The sequence below is a fragment of the Mesobacillus maritimus genome (assembly GCF_023715205.1).
In the GTDB taxonomy this organism is placed as follows: Bacteria; Bacillota; Bacilli; order Bacillales; family Cytobacillaceae; genus Mesobacillus_B; species Mesobacillus_B maritimus_C.
In genome coordinates this window covers 75,635-102,360 of the sequence record NZ_JAMBNR010000004.1, presented here as the reverse complement: position 1 = coordinate 102,360, position 26,726 = coordinate 75,635, and the positions used below count along the sequence as shown (strand labels likewise).

26 protein-coding genes are annotated in these 26,726 nt (G+C 38.3%); 8 read left to right on the top strand and 18 right to left on the bottom strand.

Annotated features, from left to right (window positions below):
• Positions 1-81: 81 nt before the first annotated feature.
• The 5 genes from M3182_RS06905 to M3182_RS06885 all read right to left on the bottom strand — a co-directional run bounded on the left by M3182_RS06905 (position 82) and on the right by M3182_RS06885 (position 5,625).
• Positions 82-1,365, bottom strand: coding sequence for a hemolysin family protein (locus tag M3182_RS06905; RefSeq protein WP_251430775.1), 1,284 nt, complete (start codon positions 1,363-1,365; stop codon positions 82-84).
• 144 nt (positions 1,366-1,509) lie between these two features.
• The gene (locus M3182_RS06900) at positions 1,510-1,746 is read right to left on the bottom strand and encodes a hypothetical protein (protein ID WP_251430773.1); all 237 of its coding nucleotides are present in this window, start codon (positions 1,744-1,746) and stop codon (positions 1,510-1,512) included.
• A gap of 57 nt (positions 1,747-1,803) precedes the next feature.
• Positions 1,804-3,330: an NAD(P)H-hydrate dehydratase gene (locus M3182_RS06895; RefSeq protein ID WP_251557505.1), complete on the bottom strand. Its 1,527-nt coding sequence runs from the start codon at positions 3,328-3,330 to the stop codon at positions 1,804-1,806.
• Positions 3,331-3,725: 395 nt separating this feature from the next.
• On the bottom strand, positions 3,726-4,883 hold the full coding sequence (locus M3182_RS06890) for an ABC transporter permease (protein WP_251557504.1): 1,158 nt from the start codon (positions 4,881-4,883) through the stop codon (positions 3,726-3,728).
• A complete protein-coding gene (locus M3182_RS06885; RefSeq protein ID WP_251430767.1) occupies positions 4,873-5,625 on the bottom strand; it encodes an ABC transporter ATP-binding protein in 753 nt (250 codons plus the stop codon). The genes M3182_RS06890 and M3182_RS06885 overlap by 11 nt, the downstream gene beginning before the upstream one ends.
• 185 nt (positions 5,626-5,810) lie before the next feature.
• On the opposite strand from M3182_RS06885, the gene M3182_RS06880 reads away from it, so the two are divergent.
• From M3182_RS06880 to M3182_RS06865, 4 genes are all read left to right on the top strand, one after another.
• A complete protein-coding gene (locus M3182_RS06880) occupies positions 5,811-6,509 on the top strand; it encodes a LytR/AlgR family response regulator transcription factor (protein WP_251430764.1) in 699 nt (232 codons plus the stop codon).
• Positions 6,510-6,527: 18 nt separating this feature from the next.
• Entirely contained in the window at positions 6,528-7,508 is a 981-nt protein-coding gene (locus M3182_RS06875) for a sensor histidine kinase (RefSeq protein WP_251430761.1), read from the top strand.
• Between the two features lie 475 nt (positions 7,509-7,983).
• Complete coding sequence (locus tag M3182_RS06870) at positions 7,984-8,400, top strand: Hsp20/alpha crystallin family protein (protein ID WP_251557503.1); 417 nt, start codon at positions 7,984-7,986, stop codon at positions 8,398-8,400.
• Between the two features lie 148 nt (positions 8,401-8,548).
• Positions 8,549-8,725, top strand: a complete 177-nt coding sequence (locus M3182_RS06865; protein WP_251430755.1) for an SE1832 family protein — start codon at positions 8,549-8,551, stop codon at positions 8,723-8,725.
• Positions 8,726-8,920: 195 nt separating this feature from the next.
• On the opposite strand, the gene M3182_RS06860 is transcribed toward M3182_RS06865, so the two are convergent.
• From M3182_RS06860 to M3182_RS06835, 7 genes are all read right to left on the bottom strand, one after another.
• Complete coding sequence (locus M3182_RS06860; protein WP_251557502.1) at positions 8,921-9,532, bottom strand: class I SAM-dependent methyltransferase; 612 nt, start codon at positions 9,530-9,532, stop codon at positions 8,921-8,923.
• 299 nt (positions 9,533-9,831) lie between these two features.
• Positions 9,832-9,963, bottom strand: a complete 132-nt coding sequence (locus M3182_RS26120; RefSeq protein WP_285867311.1) for a hypothetical protein — start codon at positions 9,961-9,963, stop codon at positions 9,832-9,834.
• 245 nt (positions 9,964-10,208) lie between these two features.
• A complete protein-coding gene (locus tag M3182_RS06855) occupies positions 10,209-11,108 on the bottom strand; it encodes a glycine betaine ABC transporter substrate-binding protein (RefSeq protein ID WP_251557501.1) in 900 nt (299 codons plus the stop codon).
• Between the two features lie 13 nt (positions 11,109-11,121).
• Positions 11,122-11,952: an ABC transporter permease gene (locus M3182_RS06850; RefSeq protein WP_251430748.1), complete on the bottom strand. Its 831-nt coding sequence runs from the start codon at positions 11,950-11,952 to the stop codon at positions 11,122-11,124.
• Positions 11,953-13,161 carry a glycine betaine/L-proline ABC transporter ATP-binding protein ProV gene (gene proV / locus M3182_RS06845; protein WP_251430745.1) on the bottom strand — a complete coding sequence of 403 codons (1,209 nt, stop codon included), beginning with the start codon at positions 13,159-13,161 and terminating at the stop codon, positions 11,953-11,955.
• Positions 13,162-13,513: 352 nt separating this feature from the next.
• On the bottom strand, positions 13,514-14,443 hold the full coding sequence (locus tag M3182_RS06840) for a ketopantoate reductase family protein (protein ID WP_251557500.1): 930 nt from the start codon (positions 14,441-14,443) through the stop codon (positions 13,514-13,516).
• An 89-nt stretch (positions 14,444-14,532) separates the two neighbouring features.
• Positions 14,533-15,525 carry an LLM class flavin-dependent oxidoreductase gene (locus tag M3182_RS06835; RefSeq protein WP_251430738.1) on the bottom strand — a complete coding sequence of 331 codons (993 nt, stop codon included), beginning with the start codon at positions 15,523-15,525 and terminating at the stop codon, positions 14,533-14,535.
• A gap of 253 nt (positions 15,526-15,778) precedes the next feature.
• On the opposite strand from M3182_RS06835, the gene M3182_RS06830 reads away from it, so the two are divergent.
• Complete coding sequence (locus M3182_RS06830; protein WP_251430735.1) at positions 15,779-16,081, top strand: DUF5634 family protein; 303 nt, start codon at positions 15,779-15,781, stop codon at positions 16,079-16,081.
• A gap of 327 nt (positions 16,082-16,408) precedes the next feature.
• A complete protein-coding gene (locus tag M3182_RS06825; protein ID WP_251430732.1) occupies positions 16,409-16,918 on the top strand; it encodes a L,D-transpeptidase family protein in 510 nt (169 codons plus the stop codon).
• Positions 16,919-17,082: 164 nt separating this feature from the next.
• Here the strand turns inward: M3182_RS06825 and M3182_RS06820 are convergent, their stop codons facing one another.
• From M3182_RS06820 to M3182_RS06810, 3 genes are all read right to left on the bottom strand, one after another.
• Positions 17,083-17,775 (bottom strand): Na-translocating system protein MpsC family protein, encoded by a 693-nt coding sequence (locus M3182_RS06820; RefSeq protein WP_251430730.1) that lies wholly within the window; start codon positions 17,773-17,775, stop codon positions 17,083-17,085.
• A gap of 103 nt (positions 17,776-17,878) precedes the next feature.
• Positions 17,879-18,562: a Na-translocating system protein MpsC family protein gene (locus M3182_RS06815; protein ID WP_251557499.1), complete on the bottom strand. Its 684-nt coding sequence runs from the start codon at positions 18,560-18,562 to the stop codon at positions 17,879-17,881.
• A gap of 244 nt (positions 18,563-18,806) precedes the next feature.
• A complete protein-coding gene (locus tag M3182_RS06810; protein WP_251430726.1) occupies positions 18,807-19,175 on the bottom strand; it encodes a PAS domain-containing protein in 369 nt (122 codons plus the stop codon).
• A gap of 529 nt (positions 19,176-19,704) precedes the next feature.
• Here M3182_RS06810 and M3182_RS06805 point away from each other — a divergent pair.
• Entirely contained in the window at positions 19,705-20,055 is a 351-nt protein-coding gene (locus M3182_RS06805; RefSeq protein WP_251557498.1) for a response regulator transcription factor, read from the top strand.
• 169 nt (positions 20,056-20,224) lie between these two features.
• Here M3182_RS06805 and M3182_RS06800 read toward each other — a convergent pair whose 3' ends face one another.
• The 3 genes from M3182_RS06800 to M3182_RS06790 all read right to left on the bottom strand — a co-directional run bounded on the left by M3182_RS06800 (position 20,225) and on the right by M3182_RS06790 (position 24,408).
• Entirely contained in the window at positions 20,225-21,688 is a 1,464-nt protein-coding gene (locus M3182_RS06800; RefSeq protein ID WP_251557497.1) for a protein adenylyltransferase SelO, read from the bottom strand.
• Positions 21,689-22,155: 467 nt separating this feature from the next.
• Positions 22,156-23,154 carry an aspartate--ammonia ligase gene (gene asnA / locus M3182_RS06795; protein WP_251431039.1) on the bottom strand — a complete coding sequence of 333 codons (999 nt, stop codon included), beginning with the start codon at positions 23,152-23,154 and terminating at the stop codon, positions 22,156-22,158.
• Between the two features lie 747 nt (positions 23,155-23,901).
• Positions 23,902-24,408: a YehS family protein gene (locus M3182_RS06790; protein ID WP_251557496.1), complete on the bottom strand. Its 507-nt coding sequence runs from the start codon at positions 24,406-24,408 to the stop codon at positions 23,902-23,904.
• Between the two features lie 786 nt (positions 24,409-25,194).
• On the opposite strand from M3182_RS06790, the gene exaC reads away from it, so the two are divergent.
• Positions 25,195-26,712: an acetaldehyde dehydrogenase ExaC gene (gene exaC, locus M3182_RS06785; protein WP_251557495.1), complete on the top strand. Its 1,518-nt coding sequence runs from the start codon at positions 25,195-25,197 to the stop codon at positions 26,710-26,712.
• Positions 26,713-26,726 lie beyond the last annotated feature (14 nt).

Sequence of the window (26,726 nt, the reverse complement as noted above, 5' to 3'; positions counted from 1 at the left end):
TCAGGATAATGTCTATGCTGTTAGTGTATTCCCCCTTTATTGAAAAAGCATCTGCCCAAGGGCAGATGCCATTTTTTTATCTTAATTGCTTTCTTCGAATTCTTCTTCCGTTTGCTCTTCCGGCAAAATTTCAACTTTTACTTTGCGGATTCGGTGGTTGTCGACTTCTTCCACAGTGATTGAAAGATTCTCGTAATCGAAGCCTTCTCCTTCTGTTGGAATTCGCTCCAATGTTTCAAAAATCCATCCTCCTAAGCTATGGCTTGAACTTTCTGGCATTGGTACATGCAAGAGCTCTGAAAAGTCATCTAATTGGAATTGTGCATCAAATTCGTACATCGTTTCGCTAAGTTTGGTCATGATATTAATTTTTTCATCATGTTCATCCCAAATTTCGCCCACTAATTCTTCAAGAATATCCTCAAGTGTAATTAAACCTGAAGTACCCCCAAACTCATCAACGACAATCGCCATATGGCTTTTTAAACGTTGTAATTCTGGTAATAAAGTTGCAACCTTCATTGATTTTACGACAAAGACCGGTTTCCGTAAAAGCGACTCTATATTTACATCATTATGTTGGATTAACTCGGACAAAAATTCCCGTTCCGATAAGATTCCGATAATGTTATCAATATTATCTTTATAAACTGGAACACGTGAAAAACGCTCAGTCAGGAAGATTTCTTTAATTTCCTCAATCGGTTGATTCAATTCCACCGCAATCATATCCATTCGGTGTGTTAAAACCTCGCCGACAATGACATCATTAAACTCTAGCGAGCGATGAACAAGTTCCTTCTCTTCTTTATCAATAACTCCTTCTTCCTCACTAATATCAACCATTACCTTGATTTCTTCCTCTGTAATCGAAGGAGTTGCTTCATTCTTAGAGAACTTTCGTGAAACAAATTCCTTAAGTTTAGCAAACACAAAGTTAATTGGTGTTAATAATTTTATGAGTAAAAAGAGAATTCCAGATATTTTTAATGAATATGCTTCTGCATTTTCCTTAGCAATTGACTTCGGTAAAATCTCACCAAAAATCAAAATCAGAACGGTCATTCCGAATGTGCTAATGACTAGTCCTGTTCCAGCTCCAAATAAACCAGTAAAGACGCTCGCAGCGATACTTGATGCTGCAATATTTACGATGTTGTTTCCAACTAGAATAGTCGATAAAGCATTGTCAAAGTTATCGGTAATATGCAATGCCTTTTTACTACCTGGTTTGTTCTCACTGACATAATTTCTTAGTCTGATTTTATTCACACTTGAGAAAGCAGTTTCTGCTGACGAAAAGAAAGCAGATAATAAAATTAATACAATTAGAAAAATGATTAAACCTATGGGCACTTCAGCCAAAAAAACTCACACTCCGTAAAAAAAGAATTTATACACAATTAATTTTACAGACTAAACTGTGATAAATCAATTGTGACAGCTTGCAACATTTTTCAAAAACAAAGATCATGATATCGGCTTTTTCAAGTGTAAATATCTAGAAATCTAAGATAAACTAGCTAATTTTTCAACATAGCGTTTTTCATTAAAAGGAACTTGGTTGTTCATCATATCAGACATTTCCTCTAATAATATTCCTGCAATGAGCATTTTTGATTCCTCTTCTTTATAACCAGCCTCTATTAATCGTTTTAAAGTTTCGTTTGTTTCTGCATGATTGTTCTCTTGTAATTGATGATCAACAATTTCTAATAACTTGGTACGAAATTTAGGATTTATCATAAGATTTTAAATCAAACTCCTTTTTTTAGCGGTTAGTGTATCGCATTAGCAGCTGTTTCACTCCGGTAATATATCCTCTGGCATGACTCCAAAATGAGACAGAATTTCTGCTTGTTCTTCACCAGATTTTGCATGGAGATAGCTTGCTGCGAGAAGCGCATCTTTTGGTAAGGCCCCTTGGGCAAGAAAAGAAGTGATCAATCCCGTAAGAACATCACCGCTACCGCCTTTTCCGAGTGCATCATGGCCAAGCGGGTTGATGTACAACTCTCCGTCCGGTGTAGCCACAACTGAGCGATGCCCTTTCAATAGTAACAAGACCCCGTACTTCACAGCAAATTCTTGAGCAATTTCTAGTCTATTTCCCTCTACTTCTTGTACGGATTTACAAACTAAAGTTGCCATTTCCCCTGGATGCGGCGTCAAGATAACCGGGCCTTGATGCTGTTGGAGAAGTTCTAATTGATTGCGAAGCAAATAGAGGCCATCCGCATCAATGACAATTGGCTGATTCGTTAGAGCTGTAAATAGCTCCTTTATCCAACTTTCTCCTTCTTGAAACCGACTCATCCCTGGCCCCACCGCAACGCTTCGAAAAGTAGGTAACTTTGGGTTTAATTCGTGAATGGCTCTTACTGAGAAATGCCCGTCTGTTTCAGATAATGGGATAAACAACGCTTCTGGAAACAAATTTGCTTCGGTATGATACAGACTTTCCGGTATCGCCAGCGTGACCAACCCTGCGCCGCTATGTAAAACCGCTTTAGCTGTAAAAACAGGCGCTCCTACATAGGCTTGTGAGCCCCCTATCACTAAAGCATGTCCAAAAGTTCCCTTATGACCATTTCTCGGTCTTGATGGAATGCACTCTGTGATGAGCGATTCGGTTATGACTTGCGGGAGCTTAAAATGAAGAGTTTGCGCAATCGAAGGAGGAACTGAAATATCAACCGCTTTCCACTCCCCAACATAGTTCGGTCCTTCTTGTAAAAAGAACCCTCTTTTCGGACAAACAAACGTAATCGTTTTTGTTGCTTTAATGGCTTCGTCAACCACTCTTCCATCATCGCTGTTTACACCTGTAGGAATATCAACCGATAGGACACTCGCTTGATTTCTTCGGTTATTCACCATATGAATGACTGTTTTCATTGGCTCTCGAACAGCGCCTTTTACACCGGTCCCAAGCATTGCATCAACAATAATATCCGCTTGCTCAAGGTGAGTAGGCAGAACATCCATCTCTTTTAAGGTAAACAGCGGAAGTCCACGTTTTAAATAAACATCCAAATGACATTTTGCATCACCAGTAATTTTTTCTAGATCCGTGAGCAACCATAGTTTAGGACTCCAGCCTAAATCCACTAGTTTGCGGGCAACCACGAACCCATCTCCTCCATTATTTCCACCACCAGCTAAAATCACAACATTATTATCGGAATTTTGTGAGTGGCTAGCTATGATTTCCTCGACTACTCGCGCGCCAGCATTCTCCATCAGAACTACTCCCGGCAAACCTAATATCTCCATCGTATACCGATCCAGTTGCTGCATTTCCTTTTGCCCAGCTACAATCATCATCATCCCTCCAGCCAAACTTTCTGATATTTTCATTATAGGCAATAATTGGAGGATATGATGGTGAAAATTTGTTAAAGATTCATTGCAGAGAGTATTGGTCAGGTATTTATCGGAATGGTTTCCCTTAAGCGTGAACACTTGGTTTTGTGAAACCTCTTTTTTCTTGCGCTTCCTTTTTATCGTCTCAACACTGTTTTTGGTAACGGGAGATTCCTTACATTCCCTTTTCTCGTTTCATTACTGATTTTGGGAACGTTAGAAAACCTTGCGTTTCCCAACACGATTCAACCCTGATCTCAGAAAAAAGCTAGAAACTCTATCAGGCTTTTTAACAATGGCCCACCTCCAACACCAAAAACGTCCCAGAACAAAGTCTGGGACGCTCTTTCTTCGCTGTCTTAATTCATTACCCACTTATCTTTCATAAACATAATCCGACCGATAATGAAGAAGAGAACCATAAATACAATATTGCTGCCAAGTGTGATAACAATATGCTCATAGTTGATGACGCCGAAAAGGAGTTCTTTTAACAAACTAAACAAATTCATAATCGGAATAGCAAAATGTTCAAAGGTAAGTTCATTGATTCCAATACCTGTAATAATCATTGTTGGCAGGATCGTTAACATCATAACTGGTGTGCTGTAACTTTGTGATTCTTTTACCGTTTTTCCCATGATGCTCGTAATCATAAGCAACGATGCATTAAACATCGAAAATAAGATGGTCATGACTAGAGCTAAACCAATGATTAACCATGCATTATCTCCAAAGGAAACGGCTTGCTTCAGGTTTTCAGTTAAAAACGTGATTTCTGCAGCTACTACACCCAAAGTAGTCAATCCAGTAATGGTTCCTACTGATGCAATCGTCATCCATTTGGCAAACAACAATGTAGAACGATTCACAGGTGTCATCAACAAAGCTTCCATTGTCTTGCGCTCTTTTTCGCCAGCGAATAAATCAGAAGCCGATGGACTAGCGCCCACCCCAATCGCCAAAGATAACATTAAAGGAATTAGCATGGCTAGCAGATTCACATTTGGGTTGTCCTCGCTGATTTCTTTTTGATCAATGGTAAACGGTTGAATCACTGATAAATCTGTCCCTTGTGATTGTAAACGTGTCGCTGTGACGGATTTTTCAAAGGCTGTTAACGTAGTAGTAACGAGATTCATTAAATTCGTAGAGTTTTGGCTAAAAGAATCGCCAATCAACGTAACGGAAGCTTCCTCCCCTTTTTCGATGCTAGTAAGAAAATCGGGACTTAGTACAAGGGCAGCAACCGCTTCTCCTTCAGTTAGTGTTTCTTCAGGGTTCGCGGACTGTACAAACTCAATATTTTCCATGCCTGAGAACAACTCAGCTTCCTTCGCCCCAAACGACTTTTCTACTGCCAGCGAGTATGTTTCGCCTTCCCCTTCGGAAATCAAACTTTCATAAAAGAAGGTTAGCCCTGTCATCATAATGATTGGCAGTAAAACGGTCAACAAAAGTGTTCTTCGATCCCGGAAACAATCTTTCATCTCTTTTAAATAAATTTTAAGAAGCATAATCTTCATTCCCCCTCACAAGCTTGCTCATAAAAATATAATTCAAGTCGCGACTGCCTTCGGACCGGTATAGCTCCTCAAGCTTGCCATGATAAACCAATTCCCCTTTATGCATCATTGCCACCGTGTCACAAAGCATGGAGACCTCTTCCATGATGTGACTTGAGAACAAAATTGTTTTCCCTTCTCTTTTCAACTGATGAACAAGCTGTCTAAACACATTGGAAGATGTAATATCAAGACCTGTTGTTGGCTCATCAAATAAAATGATATCTGGATTGTGGATGAGCGTGCGGGCAATCGCAACTTTCTGACGCATCCCCTTTGAAAAGCCGCCAACTTTCCGATCTAAATAATCCCTCATTCCAAACATTTTCGCTAACTCTTCAATCCGAACCTTCGTCTCGTGTTTGCCCATCCCATATAATGTAGCGAAATAAGCTAAGTTTTCTCTAGCTGTTAGTCGGTCATAAAGCCCCGTTTCTCCTCCAAATAAAACACCAATATGTTTTTTAATTTCGTTTGGATTCTGTTGCGTGTTGTAACCAGCTACCGTAATCTCTCCGTCTGTCGGAGTGAGCAATGTAGCAACCGACCGAAGCAATGTGGTTTTCCCTGCTCCATTTTCTCCAAGTAAGCCAACGACTTCTCCCTTATTTACGGAAAAGGATACATGTTTTAATGCTGTAATAAATTTCTTTTTATCTTTAAACTGTTTCGTAACTTCGTTAATCTCAATCATTCCGTTCACCTCATTTGCTTGTTTTCATGTCTTTATCTTACAAACAATTTTTTCTTCCGTCTGCGAAGATGTCGTGAAAAGTCCATTTGATGTCACAAAAGTGCCAAATTTGCATTTATTGATGGTAAAATAAGGAGAACAGTTCCGTGTGCGAAAGAGACAAAGGATATGAGGGATGAGGAAAGATGAAGGTTGGGTTAGTCGATGACCGTCCGATTGATTTAGATAAATTACAAGCAATCGTGTCCGGTATCGAAAAAGTGGAAATTGTTTTTTCAACCACTTCGGCTGAAGAGGCTTATGAGCAAATTAAAAAAGAGGCCATTGACTTGTTGATTGCGGATATTGAAATGCCCAATCTATCAGGTTACGAGTTGGCCGATATCATTCATTCGCATGCACTCAATATCGCTGTCATTTTCGTAACTGGAAACAGCGGATATGCCGTCCATGCATTTGAATTAAATGTCCATGACTACATCATGAAGCCTTATCCGAAAGAGCGCTTGATTAAATCAGTTGAGCGACTTATTGAAAAAACGAAGTCATCAGAGATCGCTGGCAGACTCTATTTGAAGCAAAAAAATGATATCCACATTATTCAAAAAAAGGATATCATTTTTATTGAGCGTTCCGGAAGATCAACGACTATTCATACAAAGTCAGGTCCAATTAAAACCTATCAGACTTTAAATGAATTAGAAGGTGAACTGCGCGAGCGAGATTTTATCCGGTCTCATCGTTCGTTCATTATTAACATTCATTATGTAAAAAACTTCTCCTTATACGCTAAAAATTCCTATGTGGTTAGCTTTGAGGCAACAGACGGTCAAGCGATGATTACCAAAGAAAAAGTCGATTTTCTCCAACAATATTACTTTTAAAAGGTGGCTGCTATTTTCATGAATAAACGAATCTATTGGGTATTTCTAGCAGGACTGGGATTTGTCCACCTACAGTTTCTATTGACCGATTTTTTTGCTTGGAGGATTTCAATTTTTCTAGCATTGTTCTTAGCGGCTTTGCCTGTCTATTTCTTATCTAGAAAAACCGTTTTTTCTGTGCAGGTTGCCGGGAAGCGTTATGAATACTTGCTCATGGCTCTACAAATTCCAACACTTGCTCTTCAGTTTGGGAATCCACCTGTTTGGGTTTCAACAGTTGCTATATTGATGTTTATAGGCATTGAAACAGCTCGTATATTTATCAATCAAAAGGTAGCAATGTTGGAAAAAGACCTTACTGAGTTTGCCGAGCAACGTGAGCATTTTAATGAAACATTTCGCATTGTTCGCAGTGAGCGGCATGACTTTTTAAAGCATGTGTCGTCGATACAATTTATGCTCGAAAATGAACAATACGATGAAGCAAGAACTTACTTAAATCAGTTAGTTGGTACCTATGAGCAAACCAATCTTTCTATTAAAGGCGAGCATGGAGTGGTCGCAGGGGTCCTCCACCAAATGTATCGACGTGCGAAAAATGCGGGAATTGAGATTGTTTATGATACCGACCTTCCTATTTCGAGCATGCCTTTAAATGATAAAAAAATTGTAGACCTCGTTGGGAACTTACTTTCTAATAGCATTGATGCTTGTGAGGAATGGCAAGAACAACATCAGCGTCCTGCGCAACTGACGCTACAATTCTATAAAAGAAGTGGACTGTTTCTATTAATTTGTAAGAATAACAGTCTGCCATTACCGAGCCATATAGTGGATCAGTTATTCCACTCCTATGGGCGCACAACAAAATCTGGCCACCATGAAGGCTTAGGTACAAAAGTGATCAAAGATATCGTGGAAGAACATATGGGGTTCTTAGATTTTATCCATAAAGATGAAGAATTTACCTTAAAGATTAAAATTCCAGCTATCAGATAACCAAAATTCCCAGCACTCATGCATGGGGATTTTTTATTTTAATCAAAGGCTATTTTCGTAAAGTTTGTTGTTAAAATCCTAAAGCGATTTTAACGAGAAATAAGGGGTCTCTGTGACACTACTTAGTTGGTAAGCTCTTTCTCCTCTTATTAACGAATATGGAATGGAATCAAAGCTAAATCATTCTATATTTTCTTTAAAAAGCAACAATGTTTAAGAAATGAGCCTAATCAAACGTTTGATTAAATTCGGCTTACTAAATCAGCGTTTATTGGGTGTAGTCTTCAAGTAAATGAGGTTCTTTATGTAGATTAGATACACTGGAGGTGTTGGGGGATTTTACAATTTCTAACTACTTTTACTTTTCTACACAGAATTCAAACAAATATTTGAACTAATTTATATGGAAAAGCTAATCTCTTTTTACCGTGTTAAAATTAAAGTGTGGTAAATCTAATATAGGAGGTTGATGAACATGCCAGTCCTTCACGATTTGCTACCTAAGATATGGAACAGAAAAAGCTATGATTTAGAGGATTTCTTTGAAAACTCCTGGTCTTGGAACAAAGTTTTTGATGTTGATGTGAAAGAAACAGAGAAATTAATCACCATTGAAGCGGATCTGCCTGGCTTCAACAAAGAAGATATTCACCTAGAAATAGATGATTATGCCTTAACCATCAAAGCAACCCGGAGTACCGAACTGGAACAGCGCGGTGAGAAATATTTCAAGCGCGAGCGGCAATTTGGCAGCATTGAGCGAACCATCCCTCTCCCAACCGAAGTACGGACTGAAACATCAACTGCTAAATACAATGATGGTGTTTTGAAAATCACGTTTGAGAAAGTGAACCCAACGATATCACATCGCAAGGCCATTAGCATTGAATAATTATGAAATAGATTACTAATTACGCCAGCTTTTGTATTGAAGCTGGCGTTTGTTATTGATGAGCGGTCGCTGCGCGAATTTTTAAAAAGTTGTTCAATAGAGTGATATAATGGTTTTACAGTTTAAGGCATAGAAATGAGGTATAAGGATGACGAAGAAGGAAATTGAGTACCAAATCCTCGAACTAAAAACAGAGTATGTGCGTCTGCAAAATGATTTGGAAAAACTAGAGTATGTGAAAGGAAATCTCTCTCCCCTGGAAAAACAGATTGCAGAGATTGAAAATCAACTAGCTGTACTGAATCAAAAATTACGTGAGGTTTAATAAGGAAGGCATCCCATGAGCTTAGTACGTGGGGATGCCTTTTTATTTAGATATAAAGAGAAAAGAAATAGCTATGTTCTCACTGGACAGCAACTTTATATCAGGAAAAAGAGCCAGTTAATTTAGTATGAACGCAAAAATGGTGTATCCTGCATTAAAATCGTCTTTGGGATTTCAAACGAAAAGAGCCTTATTTTAAAAGAATGGATACCTGTAGACCAAAAAGCGCTCGTTTGAATTATGTTCATAAAGGAAACTCAGACGGAATTCTTGTTTTAGTTCAAAAGGAGTTTGGTTCTCCAAAAAATAAATATAGTCTTCAGCAGGGTAATAAAAAACCAGCTCTACTTCACGTGGATGTTGTTCCATCGACAGCATGATATTGGACAGTATCTTTTTAAAGATATGGATCGAAAACGGATTAAAAAAGTAAAAGCGGTTATCCTCAGGATGGATTGGATAATCTTCCGCCAAGCAGTGAAAAAATTGTATCTTATTTTTGCTATTTTTATGCTTTACTAAATAGCGCTCAAGATTGGCTAAAGAGTCTCGATAAAAAAACTCGTTCATTTCAATTCCTGTCACATGAGCACCAAATAAATGATGGATAAAAAAGTTTAATCGTCCCTTTCCACTCCCAAAATCAACAATTCGATCATATTTTGTGACTTTATACTGCTCGAAAAGCTCTTCTAGCGCGCTGTAAGGCGTCGGCTCGTAAGGATGATAATGAATCGACTTATGAATGCCCTTCTTGCCTTCCTGCGTTTTGATGTTCAGCAATTTTTCATAGTAGTATTCTTTCATTGTTGTCGCTCTCCTAGCACAGTACCAGTTTCTTATACCAGAATACACGAAAATGTTAGGAGAAAAAAGTTCGGTTTACTAGGTGAATGTGGTTCGCTTGGATCAGGTCTTGATTATGTGACCGGTGTACAACGTTTTCTCTTCTAGGGGTCACTTAAAATCCTTTTTACGTGACTGACGCGCTCCTTTTTCTCCTCTCACGGTCACATAGGCGCCTTCTTGTTGCCCACCAAATCACATCTTCCATCTCTTTCACTTAAAATCCCCTCAATAAAACAAAAAAAGAACATCCATCCAAGTTAGATGATGTTCTCCTTATGTGTTTGAATCCTTGACTCTAGTTTTTGTACTTCCAATAGATATTCTAGGTATGATTGCAGTTCAAACTGTTTATGATTCACAAAGTCTATTAACCTTTTAGTTTCTCGCATGTTCTTACCCCCTGTTTACTTTTCTTCTTAGTTCTATCTTTCCCCACTTCAAATCTTTTATACCCTTAAACTAGAAAAAATTGATAAAAAATTTATAGTGTCTAAATATCTAAATGAAAGATTAGCAAAATATTTTTATTACTATGTATAAACCTTGTAACTCTTGTCCATCATATAAATGTATTCCCCCTCATTTAATAAGGCACCTGCTACTAAGCAGATGCCTCTTTTTTTGGGAATAATTATTATTGTAGGTCTTCGATTGAGTCGACTTCTATGTATGATGGTACGACTAGACCTGTTTTGGCGCCTTCAAGGTTTGTTCCTAGGCTTTCCATGTCTTCACTGTATTCTTCTACATAGTCAGCATGTGTTAATGGTAACCATGCTGCTACCAATGCATCTGCATCTCCACTTGCTACAGCCGCAAACATTGGACCTGCTTCAAGTTGAACAAGTTCCACTTCATAACCAATGCTTTCTAGGACATGGCCAACAACGTTTGTACTAGCAATCTCTGAATCCCATGCTACATACGCTAGCGAAACCTTTTCACCGTCTACTTCTTCTGCACCGTTTGTCCACTCAGCCACTTTATCGCTATTTTCTTCGACCCAGTTTGCTGCTGCATCCGCTGGGTCTGCACCTTCTTGGATCTCCACCATTACCGCAGCCATATCATCTGGAGTCCATACGAACTGGTCCAATACAGTATACGCACTTGGCTGGTCTTCTTTTAAACCTTTACGTACATAAGTATCAATTGTTTCCGCTTCTCCATAAATGCCCTTAGGATCTTCAAGATATTTCAAATCAAATTTGGCAAATTTCCAATGTGGTGTCCAACCCGTTACAATAATTGGCTCTTCTTTTTCATAAGCCTTTTGAAGTTCAGATGCCATTGCTGCAGATGAAGATTCAACTAAATCCCAATCAGCTAGATTTTCATATTCTTCTAAAGCATTTTCCGTTGCTTGCATGATTCCTGCACCCGGTTCAATTCCGATAATCTTATAATCTACTTGTTCTCCAAGCGAATCTTCAGATGAAGCATCCCCTGAACTCTCCTCAGAACCACCACATGCTGCTAAAAAAAACATGGTCATTAACAAGGCAATTGAAAGTATCAACTTTTTCTTAAACATGAATAATTCCCCCTTAGTTTTGTTTTTGCTTACCTATATTTTGTGAAAGTCGATCAAGGACAATTGCTAAAATAACAATCGCAAGACCGGCTTCAAACCCAATCCCAACTTTTACTTGTGATACCGCTCGGTAAACATCCGCACCAAGCCCTGGTGCTCCTACTAAAGAGGAGATTACAACCATCGACAAGGACAGCATGACACTTTGGTTGATCCCTGCCATAATTGTCGGAGTCGCAAGTGGCAATTGTACTTTTAACAATCTTTGCTTTGTACTAGAACCAAATGCATTTGCCGCTTCGATTAAATCCTCCGGTACTTGACGAATTCCTAGATTTGTCAAACGTATGGTTGGCGGCATCGCAAAGATTACAGAAGCAATAATCCCTGGAACCATCCCAATCCCAAAGAATAATATCGCTGGGATCAGATAAACAAAGGCCGGCATGGTTTGCATGAAATCAAGAACCGGTAAAATAATGTTTCTTGCTCGATCGCTTTGTGACATCCAAATCCCGATTGGAATCCCAATAATGATGCTAATGACAACAGCAGTTAAAACCAGTGCCAACGTATCAAGCGTTGCTTCCCAATAATCCAAGTTATAAATTAACCAAAGACCAACACCGGTAAAAAGGGCATTCGTCCAACGAGTCAACCATAATGCAATCCCAGCAAAAATAAGAATGAGTAAAATAGGTGGAATAGAAGTTAAAATGAAGACAAGAAAATCAACAAAGTTTCCAATCCCTTCAGAAATTAGATCAAAAAACGGCTCTAATTTGTCTGTCAGAAAGTCAACAAATGTATCAACCCAATCCGCAAGAGGTATTTTTGGTATCAATTAGTTCACCCCATTTCCGTTCAACTGAATTTCATCTCCCGCAAGTGCTGCAAGGACTGCACCGCGAACAATGATTCCTAACAGACGGTGATTTTCATCGATAACCGCTAGAGGTAATGTAGCATTAGCAACTCGTTCAAACATATCAGCAATTAACGTATCTGGGGCAATGGTTTCAACGTCATGAGTCATGACTTCTTCTAGTGTTTTGCTATTTTTCACCGCATCAGCTGCATCTTGTGCCGTAACCGCACCTAACAGTTTTTGTTTTTTATCGACGATATACACACTCGATATTCCTACGTCTTTCATAATCTGCAATGCGACCCTTGGTCCTCGGTCTAGCAAGATTTTCTCAGGACGTTTCATTACATGTGAAGCCGTCAATACTTTCGAAAGATCAACGTCTTCAACGAAACGTTCTACATAATCATTTGCTGGGTTCGTGAGGATTTCTTCCGGCGTACCAACCTGAACAATGGAACCATCTTTCATCAACGCAATTCGGTCCCCAAGTCGGAGGGCTTCATCCAAATCATGTGTGATAAAAATGATCGTTTTTTCCATTTTTTCTTGAAGCTCAAGCAGCTCATTTTGCATATCTTTTCGAATTAGTGGATCAAGCGCACTAAACGCTTCGTCCATTAACAAGATATCGGGATTATTGGCCAAAGCACGCGCCAAACCAACACGCTGCTGCATTCCACCACTCAATTCACTTGGATAGCTATTTTCATAACCCTTTAGACCAACAAGTTCCAAAGCCTCCATCGCTTTTTGTTTCCGCTCTAGCTTATCTGCCCCTTTTATTTCTAATCCGTATTCGGTATTACTTAATACCGTTCGATGAGGAAATAAGGCAAATCGCTGAAACACCATACTTAATTTGGTGCGTCGAATTTCGCGCAGCTGTTCGGGCTTCATTTTAACGATGTCTTGGCCATCGATTAAGACTTGACCATCAGTGGGGTCAATTAACCGATTAAACATCCGGACCAGTGTGGATTTCCCACTTCCAGATAGACCCATGATGACAAAGATTTCGCCCGCCTTGATCTCGAAGTTTGCTTTGTTGACCCCTACGGTCATCCCACTCTTCTCCAAGATTTGTTTCTTGGTCAACCCTTCATTGAGCATTTTTATGCCTTGCTGAGGGGACTTCCCAAAAACCTTCGTCACATTCCGGACTTCAATTTTTGCCTGGCTCATCTTTTCACCTCCGTTTTATATAAGAAAAAAGAACTATGTAAATAATGTTCAATTGTTCACATAAGTTCTATTTTACCTGTTCATACTTTACTAAACAAATCGGAAAATTCGGGATAATATTGTTTCTATTAGTCTCAATTTCTACCTGTCTAAAATAGCTAGTAAATCCTTACTTATCATCCATAATACTCCTATATACCCCTTATTCCATCTTACAAACCATAAATCTCTTAGGTATATAGCATGACTTTCCTTACCCTTAAACACCTCTAAATTCCTATAAAAAATGACCAATTCCCACTTTATAAGGAATTGGTCATTTAGTTACTATAGTATCCTGAACTGAATTTACCTACACTTGTAACACGTATTCACTTTCAATGCCTTTGATTCGCTTATATAGTTCATCATTAATTGGTGTTGGGATGCCATGCTTTTTCCCTAATTTCAAAACTGTTCCAGAAAACAGCTCCACTTCACTAAAGCGCTTCGCCTCGAGGTCCTGGGCCATGGAAGGCTTTCCGTCTGGACTTAATTTACTTAAAACCGTCAACCAATACTCAATATCGTTTTCGGTTAATTGAATCCCTTCTTTTCTAGAAAGGACCATAACTTCTCGCATAGCTGCAATCATCATGTCACGAGCCTCTCCGTTTTGTTGGATAGCTCCATAATTGCTTCCAAATACAGCAACGGTTTGATTCACGCCGACATTCAACATAAATTTGCTCCACAATCGTTTATACATATCTGGCACAATCTCATAAGGAACTTCTTTTTGCGTAAAAAAGTCAGAAACGGCCTTTATCTTCTCAGAGTCCTCATTCCCTTCCTTTTCCCCAAAACATAAATATCCCATATGATCATAGGTCAGTTTATTGTTTACTTTAACAGCATCCATGCCTTGAGCAACACAATACAATAGTTTATCCATTCCATATGTATTTCCAATAATGGCTTCACTGGTAATCCCGTTTAACGCTGATAATATAATCGTGTTTTCTCCCACATGATTTTTTACTGACTCAATTGCTGCATCTAAACCATCATTTTTCACCGAAAACAGCAGCAAATCAGCTGGTTCCACCTTTTCATCCGGTTGCTTATAGGTAAAATCACAACGCTCACCATTACAATAAACACCATTTTTTTGATACTTCTCAATCCGTTCTTTGTCGGCAATGATTCTTAAATTCGCTTTTGGCATTCTTTTTGATAAATGTTGGCCATACATGACTCCGAGCGCACCTAACCCAATGATACTGACATTTTTTATTTCCATCCTACTTCTACCCCTTTGCCGCCATTTTCCTAAGCTTATTTTACCACAAGGATAACATCTTTCTCAGAAGGGAGCTTGAGGATTTCATATTATAAAATTGCTTCAGCCAGTAAAGTATAGGATTCTAACTTATCATCAAAACGATGAATATTTGAAATAATCATCATTTCATCACTTTGGTAAATTTCGCTCAGTCTTTGCAATTCTGCCTTTACATGTTTCGGCGTGCCAATCACCATTCGCTTACGGTTTTTCATGATTTTCATTCTATCTTCATTTGTAACAGGCATTGTTTTCGCTTCTTCAATTGAAGGAATATGTGTATCGAGCCCTTTTTCGACCGCTAGTAACCACTGGTCAAGGCTTAATACGCGCTCTTCAGCCTGCTCTTTGGTCGGAGCACATACAACAAATACACAGACATTCACTTTCGGTTTTGCAAGCAAGGGCGACGGTTGAAACCGGTGAAAATATTCCTCAATGGCCTCTTTTCCATTTTCAGGCGTAATAAAATGTCCATATGTAAAAGCCGTTCCATTTTTAGCAGCAACTCTCGCCCCTCGAGGCGAGATCCCTAAATGCCAGATCTCTGGTAATACCGTCGGGTGAGGATAAGCATTCACCCCGTGATAAGAATGATTTTCAGGCAACTGATTGGTCAAATAACCTTGTAAATCCTCTACCTGACGAGGAAACTCATTTAAACTTTTCCTCACTCCATCTGTTAACGCCATTCTAGTTTCGAGTGAGCCCCCAGGAGAGCGACCAACTCCTAAATCAATCCGATTCGGAAATAAAGTCGCCAACAACTTGAAATTCTCAGCAACTTTATACGGGCTATACTGTGGGAGTAAAACCCCACCAGAACCGACACGAATTTTTCTTGTCCTTGAGGCAAGATGAGAAATCAAAACTTCAGGTGAAGATCCCGCCACCCCAATGGTGTTATGATGTTCCGCCACCCAAAAGCGTGTGTATCCAAGCTCTTCCGTTACTTGCGCCAGTCTCACCGTATTTTGGAGCGCAACTCTTGCATCATTCCCCTTACTAATTGCTGATTGATCTAATACACTCAATTTCATCCTCAGCCCCCCCTTTCAAGCTCTTTAATTCCAGCGACTGCAGCTAAAAAGCTCGGAATCATGTGGTCATTCCCGCTAAAAGGTTAATCAGCAGCCTTCTGGCCGGATCGACTTATGCCTGTCGCCCTGTGCAAGTCCTCCCTTATTTTAAATCATTTAGGAAAACCTAATCAAAAGGAGCTTAACATGGTTAATACAAATAAAAGAAAGACATATTAAAAGTAGTTTCAGTATTGAAAGGAGCGTTTTGTAAATGGATTTTTCACCACGTGAAGAAGTACTCTCAGAATTACAGCAGTCTTTTACCAGCTATATTGAAAAGTATAACCTCGATGACATCGGGCTATTTGAGGAACAAGGGGAAAATCAGCAATATCATGTTGGCTACACAGTTAAAAAGAACGGAAAGACTTACCACATCCACACACCATATCAACTTAATGAACATGGTGAATTGGCTGCCTTAAACCACGAATGGGTTGCAGAACCAGACGATCCAAATAAGAAAGATGCACACAGCTACCAAGATGTGGATAGCATTCTACGCACCCTTTAACGGAACCTAATCCTTTTTATAAGAAGGCTGTTTTCGTAAAGTTTGCTGTAAAAATCCTAATGCCGATTTTAACCAAAATAAACTTTTCTCTGCGATACTACTTAGTTTTCAAGCTCTTTTCTCCTCTTATAAATGAATTTGGAATGGAATCACAGGTGAGTCATTCTATATTTTCTTTAAAAAGCAACAAGGTTTGAAAAAGCTCCTAAAAGAAAAACCTTAAGTTTAACTAAAAGGTTTTTCTTTTTTTATCCCCTCCATTTCCTATTTCCTTCAGGTGCCACAAATAATGACTTCCCAACATAGACTAAACTGTTAACTGACTCTATGGAGGTGGTCCCACTGTTTCATACAGTAATGCCAGGTGAAACCCTAAATCAGATTGCAAAAGATTATCGAAAACCGGTAGCAACTATTATTCGAGCGAATCCTTCCATTAATCCAAATAGAATTTATCCCGGTCAAACCATTGTCATCCCTGGGTTTCCTCCTGTTCACACCATTCCCTATAAAATTGACGTTTACATTAGCGGTCGAAGACTTACATTATCTAGAAATGGGGTAGTTCAAAAACAGTATCCTATTGCGGTTGGTAGAATGCTCTATCAAACACCAACAGGCAACTTCATTATTATCAACAAAGCACCGAATCCTGGTGGGCCTTTTGGAACCATGTGGATGAGTTTATCAAAAGAACATTATGGCATCCATGGCACAAATGATCCAAGTAGCATCGGAAAAGCCGTATCAAAAGGATGTATTCGCATGTACAACCATGATGTTGAAGCATTATCCAAGATAATTCCGATTGGTACTCCAGTTACGATTCATCCTTGATGAATAGAAAAGTCTCCCCTAGAGACGTTAGGTATACAGCAACAGCCCAGTCCTTGTTTAAGTGACTGAGCTGTTGCTATCCTACGATCCGAATTCAAGGTTCCGTTCTTTAAGGAGGAAAACCGGTTGATTTTACTATTTATTGAATACCCCATTACCATAGGTTATTTTTTCCTATTATCCAATATAAACGCCATTATCGATTTATCTTCCTTAAAATTCCAACCGATAAAAATATCCTTTACAGAGCGATTAAAAATCTCGTCAAACCGCCCATAGCGGTGAAAGTACTCTTTTTCTAATTGATCCTTTGTATAATGGAGTTCCTCTTGAACCCCCTTAGCAATCAACGCCTTTTCAATTAGTATTAAAATACCTTTCCGCTCAACTAAATAAATATATGGAGTGATTGGGGTTATGTGGATGTAATCGGGGACTTTCTGAATAATTTCACTTATTCTGGAGACCTCTTTTTCCAAAGGTGAAAGAGGAATGGAATCATTTAATTCTTCTCCTATTACCTCTGACTCTAATTCAAAAATCATGATTCCAGAGTTATTTGGAAAGTTCCAATCATGAAAGGTCTCCATTATGTCCATGCCTATTGTAACTTGAATAACCCCTTTTATTTCCTCCATAATATAACTGATAATCATATTTCGAGTATGGTCCACCGTCTTGTGCTGGTCCTCGTTTAACAATACTTCCTCCATAGGAGACAAAAATCCATTGATGTAAGTGACTAAATATTTTCGATGAAGAGTTGTCTGACATGTTTGTGGCCCTTTTCCAAAACTCTTTCTTAGCCGTTTACTAATATAGCTACTGATATTATTTAACTGATCTTGAGAAACCATGCTATTCATTCCTTCATCGGGATTTATGTAAAATGATAAGAAAAATTATTTCTTTTTATTTTTTTAGTATGGACCAAATCCCTCTAGATATAGGAAGAATTATTTAAAGAAAGTTAAAGATCACATAACTTTTATCTTTTTCATATTCCCAAATAATGAAGAAGTCCTCGAGTTCTCTTGTAAAAATAGCCTCAAAATGCGGTTTGTATTCGGATAATGCCTTTTTCAATTCATGAGTGTGATCGTGAAGAAGGTTCGTCTGTCCATTCTCGTAAAGGTAGCGATCTAAGGAAAGCATCACCCCTGTACATTCAAATACACAAACATTTTGATTGATTTTAACAATCTTCATTTCGTCTGGCACTTTATGTACTCTTGAAGCAATTTGCGCGAATAACTTGGATAATTTATTTTCAAAAGAAGAATACCCAAATTCTTTTGACGACACACCAGCACTTTCCATGATAACGATTCCTTTATTGGTATCATAATTCCAGTCATGAAGAGCATATTGGAGTTCCACATTAACCAGATTTGACGCATCATGAATAAACTCTTTACAAATCACATCCATTACCGACCTACGAAAGCGATTCGCCAACTCTCCTTGATGATTTTCAACTAACACCTCTTCTGCCGGTGTCATAAAATGGTTAATATAAATAAAAAGCTTGTTTTCAACGAAGGTTACATAGCATGTCTCGGGCCCCTTCCCGAATCTACTTTTTAGGGTTTTGCTAAACTTACTACTAAGATATAGCATTCCATCCTGAATTGTACTTCCCATTCTCATCCTCCTTCAAGAAAAATAAAAAAGCCTAACTTCAAAAAGAAGTTAGGCCACGGTTAAGACGACTATTTCGATATAGTTTCTTCCATTTACCAAACAATTAAATGTATGTATAAAATTATGCAATATTGTTCATTTTTGATGCCATTTCTAAAAATCTAATGACAGCTAGACATTAGACAGAAACATCTTACCATGATTAAGACTAAACAGCAACAATTCTTATCTACTGTTGTTCGCTTCAGATTCGTTTCACTCCAATAAAATTCCCTACATACAGGCCCTGAAAATAGATTGGAAAATAAGTTACTTTTCCCTTCACTCCCTGTTTGAGTAAGGTATCAAAAGTAGTTAATGTCTCTGGATCTTTATCTTTAAAAAAACTTTGTTCTGCATTCAAATTTTCAGAGAAAAAAAGGTCTGCAAGATTCATCGATAGTAACAGATTCTCTGAAATTCCAAACAACTCTCTAGTTACCTTACTCGCGTATGCCACATTCCCCTGTAAGCCTATAATAAAAAAAGCTTTATTTTGGGCGCGGCCAACAAAATCCCTATCTAGATGTGACTCTATATAGCACTTTAACAAATGATCTTGAGGCTTTGCCATAGATAAAGCCCTCCCTTCAAAATATAATAAAGGCTGTTTTCAAGCTATTTTTCAGGTTTACATAACTTGTTCAGTCGTATTTTTTCTTCAAAAGCAACCAAGTTTGAGGAGGAAAGAGCCAAAATAAAAAAGCCAAAATAAGAGGAATTCCTTCCTCCTATTTTGGCTTTAATCCTCAGCACTATATGAACTGAAAACCCTTTTCCAAGTCATTTATAAGGTTTTTTCATTGTTTAATAGAATAAGAGCTTTAAGTCTCCCTTTCCAATATTAATAATAACCTTATGTTGGCTACTTTTTCAAGCTTATTCCATTTATTTTGAAAAAAACGTCATTTACATGATTACTGTAATTTTTAAAAGCATTCATTTTCTTTTATAGTTTGATTTTTGTTGGGCCCTATATTGTAAGAGTATGACAAAACCGGGTGCAATCTTATGTAGATTCCACTATAATTAACACAGTTATAGGGATTACTTAGTTGAATCATTTTGCTTTTGAACATTTATGTTATCGGGGGTAAAGGTGTTTGAGAATTCTTATTGTAGAGGATGAAACGAGAATAAGTCACTTACTGAGTATGTATTTAAAGAGAGAAGCCTTCGATGTTGATGTGGCCCATAATGGAAATGATGGATTAACGAAAGCTCTTCAGCAGCAGTACGATTTAATTTTGTTAGACGTATTTCTCCCTGGGATGGACGGTTTCGCTGTCCTCAAGGCATTGAGAAAGGAGCAAAAGACACCTGTTATCATGTTGTCCGCTCAAAGTAGTGAGAAGGATCAAAAGCGATTTGTAGAATTAGGAGCAGACGGATTCATTGCCAAACCATTTAGTCCAGGGGAAGTTGTTTCAAAAGTGAAAGAGCAGTTAGCCTAATCTAGATCACTTCATTTGCCTATTTAACTTTTTACTGACTTATATAACATAACGTTCCAATAAACATAAACAACGACATTATTTTTACATGAAAGGGAACAAAGATTGAGAAAAGAGGAGAACTTCGATGCAAAGTTCTCCTCAAGTGTTTTATTTCTTTCTTATCAGCTTAAGTTCCACAGAACGTACGGTACGGAATTTTCGTTGTCGGTCGTTTACAATATTCTTCCTGGTCCGGTGAGTAAGCATACGGGTCGGCAAGGATCTTAAGGAGCCGTTCCATCACAGTAAAGTCTCCGTCTTCAGCAGCCTTTAACGCCTCTTCAACTCGATGATTTCGCGGAATTACTGATGGATTTGATTGTTTCATCAGTTGTTGAGAAGAGCCTTTCGATTCCTCTTGTCTGCTGAGCCGCTGTTCCCACTCTGTTTTCCAATCCATAAATTCTTCTGAGCTCAACAAGGCTGATTCATCATTAAAGTTCTCAATTGTTAGTGCACGGAAAGTATTGGTATAATCGGCTTTATACTTGCCCATCATTTCTAACAGTCTTTTAATGATCGTTTCGTCCTGCTCCTCATGATGAAACAATCCGAGTTTAGCTCTCATCCCAGTAAGCCAATTTGCTTGATAAAGATCAGCAAATTTCGAAATCTCTTCCTGTGCTAACTTCAGGGCCTTTTCATCATCCTCATCTAGCAACGGGATAAGCGTTTCTGCGAACCGTGCAAGATTCCATACTCCCATATAGGGCTGGTTGCCGTATGCATAGCGACCTTGGGTATCAATAGAACTGAAAACTGTTGCTTGATCATACGTATCCATAAAAGCACATGGCCCATAATCGATTGTTTCCCCACTAATCGTCATGTTATCTGTATTCATAACTCCATGGATAAAGCCAACCAACTGCCACTTGGCAATTAGGTATGCCTGTCGTTTAATCACTTCTTGAAGGAGAGTAAGATAAGGAGTTGCCGATTGTTTAACCTCTGGATAATGCCGGGTGATTGTATAATCGGCCAATATTTTTAGCTCCTCTACACCACACCACTTTGCTACATATTGGAACGTACCGACCCTAATATGACTCGCTGCTACACGTGTCAACACGGCGCCCGGTAACTCCGTTTCACGAATAATTGGCTCTCCTGTTGAAACAACTGCTAAACTTCTCGTTGTCGGAATCCCTAACCCATGCATACCTTCACTTATAATATATTCGCGTAACATCGGGCCTAGCGCTGCACGACCATCGCCACCACGAGAATAAGGTGTACGACCAGCTCCCTTTAGTTGGATATCAACACGCTCTCCTGCAGGAGTAATCTGCTCTCCAAGAAGGACAGCTCGACCGTCACCTAGCATTGTAAAGTGACCAAATTGGTGCCCGGCATATGCTTGGGCAAGCGGGGTAGCATCTTCAGGAACTTTATTCCCTGAAAGCACTGCAATTCCGTCATCACTCTGTAGAGCCTCAACACTCAATCCTAAAGATTCTGCAACATCCTGGTTAAGAATCACCAACCTAGGGGAACGAACAGAAGACGGCATCACATCAGTAAAAAGTGTTTCTGGCAAGCGGGCATAACTATTATCTAACTTCCAACCTACTTTTTGATTATTTGTCATTGGTACTCCTTTGCTTATCTGTCTTGTTCCAAGCTAATAAGCTTAGTTCATTTCAGGTATAGTCCTAGTCCATGTAAATATCGTTAGTTTCTTCTTTCCATTCCTTATTATACCTTGGTATGATGACCGTTTGTTAACGATAACTCTTAGGTGGCTGGATAGAAATTAAGGATTTAGCCATTTTTTAAAAAACGTTTTTTAAATGGTTCTTTCCTCGAACTTCGTTGCTTTTGAACAGAAAATATGACTGAATGAGCTTGGTTATATAAAAATTAGCGTGCGGACTAATTAAAAACGCTAAAAAAACACTATTTCGCGTTAAAATCGGCTTTAGGACTTAATAACTATCTGTACAAAAATAAGACTTTTAAATACAAATAACTCTTTACGCTTCAGTTTAACAAAGTAAACTGAAATGCAAAGAGTTATTCCATAATATAAGTCTTCGTGGTAAAGGATGATCCTTCCTATAGGAGCGGGATGTTGTTTTCCTCACACTCTTTAAGGACCTCATCATTCCATACCGATACTTGAACTTCACCAATATGAGCTTTTTGCAAGAAGAACATACATAATCTTGACTGGCCAATGCCGCCTCCAATGCTAAATGGAAGTTCTTCCTTTAAAATAGCTTGATGATAAGCCAATCCTACTCGATCCTCGCAATCAGCTGCTTGAAGCTGTCGAAGTAGAGCATTTTTGTCAACTCGAATCCCCATTGATGAAAGCTCCACCGCACTTTCTAGTGTTGGGTACCAAACAATAATATCTCCATTTAAGGACCAATCATCATAATCTGGAGAACGTCCATCATGTTTTTCTCCAGAACGCAACTTACCACCAATTTGCATAATAAACACTGCGCCATGTTTCTTCGCAATTGCTTCTTCTCTTTCTTTAGGTGAAAGTGCCGGATACATCGTTTCCAACTCTTGTGTAGTGATAAAATAAATACTCTTTGGCAGGCAAGGTTGGATAGCAGGATACAAGTCGTGCACAAACTCTTCTGTATCTTTAATAGCAGAATAGATTTTTTTTACTTCTTCCTCTAGAGTGACCAAATTACGTTGTTGCCTTGAAATCACCTTTTCCCAATCCCACTGATCCACATAGATTGAATGGAGATTGTCAAGTTCTTCGTCACGCCGAATGGCCTTCATATCCGTATAAAGCCCCGTTCCCAAAGGGAATTGATATTTAGCCAATGCGCTTCTTTTCCATTTTGAAAGAGATTGGACAATCTCTACATGCTCATCTTTTACATCCAAAGCATCGAAGGATACCACCCGCTCTATCCCATTCAGATTATCATTTAGCCCTCTTCCAGATTTAATGAATAACGGAGCAGATACACGAACTAATTGTAAAACCTCAGATAATCGAGCCTCAAAATAATCTTTCACTTTTTTTAGTGCAACTTCTGTCTCAATTAACCCCAACTTTGATTTATAAGCCGTAGGGGTCATCATTTGTTTCGGCACAATCTTCACCTCATTTAAAAACTGAATAGTGTAATTTATGGTTATTCCCCCAAAACCGTTCGATTTTAAGCGAATATCATGGTTGTTCTCAGTTCTTTGTCCGTTCATTGAATGAATTTAAACAGGTTAAAAACTTATTAAACTTTACTTATGTTATTGACGAGAGAGGCAGTATATGCCGAATCATCCTAAATTGTATAACCCTTCACAAAGGAAAATTAAGTTTACCTTATATTCCAATAACCTTAACTATAGTGAATCCAAAGCTTCCCTCTAACTCATTTCAGCCTGTTTTTTCGAATATTTATAATTAATGAATTTTCAAAAGAATTATTGCTATAATACTACTGCTACTATTATTTTTCAATAAGAATCTGTGATTTAAAACATTTAGAAGTTATAAAACTTTTAAATGAGCGTTTTAGTTAATTTATAGGCTCTTTTCTCAAACTTGGTTCCTTTTTAGAGTAAATATAGACTGTTTAGCTATGAGAGAAAAGAGAGCTTACCAAACTAAGTAATAACTCAGAAAAAAAGCTTACTTCGCGTTAAAATCAGCCTTTGGATTTTCAATCTCTGCGAAAATAAGGTATTTATAAAAAGCCATTTAGTGGCTGTTTACGCTCAGAACCGTGTTATAACTGAATCCACACTTCATATAGAAGAAAAAAACTGTACTTCCAGTTGTCAAACACTTAACTGAAAATACAGTTGTCCATTACAAGTTAGCATTTAACCTCGATATTTAATCGCTAATCCCTTTAAGAAATTTCGCGTAAATTTATCTCCGCATTCTTTGTAATTTTTATGCCCTACTTTTCGCAATAGTGCACCTAACTCTCCTTTAGTGACCCTAATCCCTGCCATATCAAAAATATCAATCATCTCTTCACTCGTTAGTGATAAAGCAATCTTTAATTTTTTTAGGAGGATGTTATTCACACTCTCTTTTGAGAACTCTGGCCTCTCCGGTTGCCCTGGCTTTGGTTCTTGCCTGCCCCTTTTTAATACAATTAAGCCATTTAAAAAGGATTCCAAAGTTCGATTGTTAATTTTTAATTGCCCTTCACTCTCATCAGTCTCCCCTTCATAATCGAAGTCGTCATTGGACTTAGTTAGAATCCGAATAACTTCTTCCTTTGTGAACTCGAGGCCGCCCAATTTAAAAATCTCAACCACTTCTGTATTTTTTAAATCAAGCGCATATCTTAAGCGAATCAATATATCGTTATTTTCCATTTTTCAAATCCTCCCAAGTGCTACATCCTTATGGTGCGTCATTTGTTTAACCCATTGACCAGCTGAAATAAAGGCACCAAAAGACCAGTATGATCATTACGATTATTTTATCAGGTTCCATTGCTTTCTAAACAAATACTCCAATAAAAAAAGTCTTTTCCACTATGGAAAGACTTTACGCAGATGCTAATGTGACATCATATAGTTAAGTTACCACAAACATTGATAAAATTCGACCTATATAATAGAAAAAGGCTGTTTTCGTAAAGATTGTTGTTAAAATCTTAAAGTCGATTTTAACGAAATAGTAGTCATTTTGTATGGTTAAATGAAGTTTGCAAACTCTTTTCTCATAGACTGTATCTATTTTTTATAACCTAGTTATCTTTTGTAGTTTGAGAAAAGAGCCTAGAAAAATAAATATGAGAAAATGCGTCCTAAAATAATTCCGACGATTTAGGACAAGCCAATTTACTTTTGCAGCATAAAATCATGAACAATATTCCAATCATAGCTCTCTACTGATTAGAAAACAGTGTGATGTCACAGGATCGTCGGACGGAATCAAACCTTTAATAACCTCGCTTAGATCATAGTGTATATTTTTCTTCTAAATCTATTAAATTTACTATTCTTAAATTATGGCAAAATACATTTTATTTGATTTAATAAATTTATTATCTTATTATAATTATAGACACTATGAATTTAGTGTTAACACCTAAATGCAAACGCTACCAAGTAAGCGTTTTCGTTAGGATTATAACAAAGGGGATGAAATTCTTCATGATCTATGCAAATCCAAATACAGAAGGCTCCGTTATTCAATTCAAAGAAAAATATGATAACTTTATTGGCGGAAAATGGGTTGCTCCAGTTAAAGGTGAATATTTTGATGTTACGACTCCAGTGACAGGGGGAATTTTCACAAAAGCTGCTCGTTCTTCAGTTGAGGATATGGAACTAGCTTTAGATGCAGCGCACGCAGCAAAAGATGCTTGGGGGAAAACATCTACAACAGAGCGTGCTCGAATTTTAAATAAAATCGCTGACCGTTTAGAAGAAAACTTAGAACTATTGGCTGTAGCGGAAACATGGGATAACGGGAAAGCCGTTCGCGAAACATTAAATGCGGATATTCCACTAGCAATTGATCACTTCCGTTATTTTGCCAGTACGATCCGTGCTCAAGAAGGTCGTACAACTCAACTTGACAATGACACAGTTGCCTATCATTTCCACGAGCCACTCGGTGTAGTTGGACAAATCATTCCGTGGAACTTCCCGATTCTTATGGCAGCTTGGAAAATTGCCCCGGCTTTAGCTGCTGGGAACTGCATTGTGTTAAAACCAGCTGAACAAACTCCAGCTTCGATCTTGGTTTTAGTAGAGTTAATTGAAGACATCTTACCTGCCGGTGTATTAAATATCGTTAATGGTTATGGTATTGAGGTTGGGAAACCTCTTGCAACAAACCCACGTATCGCAAAAATTGCTTTCACTGGTTCCACTGCAGTGGGTCGTCAAATCATGCAATATGCGACCGAAAACATTATTCCGGTTACGCTTGAACTTGGTGGTAAATCACCAAACGTCTTCTTTGAAGATGTGATGGACAAAGATGATGAGTACCTTGATAAAGCAGTCGAAGGCTTTGTTATGTTCGCGCTAAACTCTGGAGAAATTTGTACTTGCCCATCTCGTGCACTGATTCAAGAATCCATCTATGACAAGTTCATGGAACGTGCACTTGAGCGCGTAAAACAAATCAAAGTTGGAAATCCTCTTGATACGGAAGTAATGATGGGAGCTCAAGCTTCTTCACAACAAAAAGACAAGATTCTTTCTTATATCCAACTTGGAAAAGAAGAAGGCGCTGAACTATTAATTGGTGGCGAAGAAAACCAACTAGTAGGCTTCGAAAACGGAAACTATATCCAACCAACTGTTTTTAAAGGCAACAATAAAATGCGTATCTTCCAAGAAGAGATTTTTGGACCAGTCCTTGCTGTGACTACATTCAAAGATTTTGATGAAGCAATGGAAATTGCAAATGATACATTATACGGCTTAGGTGCCGGTGTATGGTCACGTAGTGGCGATACAGCTTATCGCGCTGGCCGTGCAATCCAAGCTGGCCGTGTTTGGACAAACACTTATCATCAATATCCAGCTGGTGCAGCTTTTGGCGGCTACAAACTATCTGGTATCGGCCGTGAAAACCACGCGATGATGCTTGAACACTATCAACAAACAAAATGCTTACTTGTAAGCTATGATAAAAAACCTCAAGGATTCTTCTAAATCGAAAGGATTGG

Bases quoted from the DNA above. Each gene is read 5' to 3' on its own strand.
- M3182_RS26120 (WP_285867311.1), bottom strand. From the start codon at position 9,963: ATGCGAGAAACTAAAAGGTTAATAGACTTTGTGAATCATAAACAGTTT.
- M3182_RS06865 (WP_251430755.1), top strand. From the start codon at position 8,549: ATGACGAAGAAGGAAATTGAGTACCAAATCCTCGAACTAAAAACAGAG.
- M3182_RS06890 (WP_251557504.1), bottom strand. From the start codon at position 4,883: ATGCTTCTTAAAATTTATTTAAAAGAGATGAAAGATTGTTTCCGGGAT.
- exaC (WP_251557495.1), top strand. From the start codon at position 25,195: ATGATCTATGCAAATCCAAATACAGAAGGCTCCGTTATTCAATTCAAA.
- M3182_RS06885 (WP_251430767.1), bottom strand. From the start codon at position 5,625: ATGATTGAGATTAACGAAGTTACGAAACAGTTTAAAGATAAAAAGAAA.
- M3182_RS06790 (WP_251557496.1), bottom strand. From the start codon at position 24,408: ATGGAAAATAACGATATATTGATTCGCTTAAGATATGCGCTTGATTTA.
- M3182_RS06825 (WP_251430732.1), top strand. From the start codon at position 16,409: ATGGAGGTGGTCCCACTGTTTCATACAGTAATGCCAGGTGAAACCCTA.
- M3182_RS06815 (WP_251557499.1), bottom strand. From the start codon at position 18,562: ATGGGAAGTACAATTCAGGATGGAATGCTATATCTTAGTAGTAAGTTT.
- asnA (WP_251431039.1), bottom strand. From the start codon at position 23,154: ATGACCCCTACGGCTTATAAATCAAAGTTGGGGTTAATTGAGACAGAA.
- M3182_RS06880 (WP_251430764.1), top strand. From the start codon at position 5,811: ATGAAGGTTGGGTTAGTCGATGACCGTCCGATTGATTTAGATAAATTA.
- M3182_RS06835 (WP_251430738.1), bottom strand. From the start codon at position 15,525: ATGAAATTGAGTGTATTAGATCAATCAGCAATTAGTAAGGGGAATGAT.
- M3182_RS06900 (WP_251430773.1), bottom strand. From the start codon at position 1,746: ATGATAAATCCTAAATTTCGTACCAAGTTATTAGAAATTGTTGATCAT.
- M3182_RS06870 (WP_251557503.1), top strand. From the start codon at position 7,984: ATGCCAGTCCTTCACGATTTGCTACCTAAGATATGGAACAGAAAAAGC.
- M3182_RS06860 (WP_251557502.1), bottom strand. From the start codon at position 9,532: ATGAAAGAATACTACTATGAAAAATTGCTGAACATCAAAACGCAGGAA.
- M3182_RS06820 (WP_251430730.1), bottom strand. From the start codon at position 17,775: ATGGTTTCTCAAGATCAGTTAAATAATATCAGTAGCTATATTAGTAAA.
- M3182_RS06895 (WP_251557505.1), bottom strand. From the start codon at position 3,330: ATGATGATGATTGTAGCTGGGCAAAAGGAAATGCAGCAACTGGATCGG.
- M3182_RS06875 (WP_251430761.1), top strand. From the start codon at position 6,528: ATGAATAAACGAATCTATTGGGTATTTCTAGCAGGACTGGGATTTGTC.
- M3182_RS06810 (WP_251430726.1), bottom strand. From the start codon at position 19,175: ATGGCAAAGCCTCAAGATCATTTGTTAAAGTGCTATATAGAGTCACAT.
- M3182_RS06800 (WP_251557497.1), bottom strand. From the start codon at position 21,688: ATGACAAATAATCAAAAAGTAGGTTGGAAGTTAGATAATAGTTATGCC.
- M3182_RS06840 (WP_251557500.1), bottom strand. From the start codon at position 14,443: ATGGAAATAAAAAATGTCAGTATCATTGGGTTAGGTGCGCTCGGAGTC.
- M3182_RS06830 (WP_251430735.1), top strand. From the start codon at position 15,779: ATGGATTTTTCACCACGTGAAGAAGTACTCTCAGAATTACAGCAGTCT.
- M3182_RS06855 (WP_251557501.1), bottom strand. From the start codon at position 11,108: ATGTTTAAGAAAAAGTTGATACTTTCAATTGCCTTGTTAATGACCATG.
- proV (WP_251430745.1), bottom strand. From the start codon at position 13,161: ATGAGCCAGGCAAAAATTGAAGTCCGGAATGTGACGAAGGTTTTTGGG.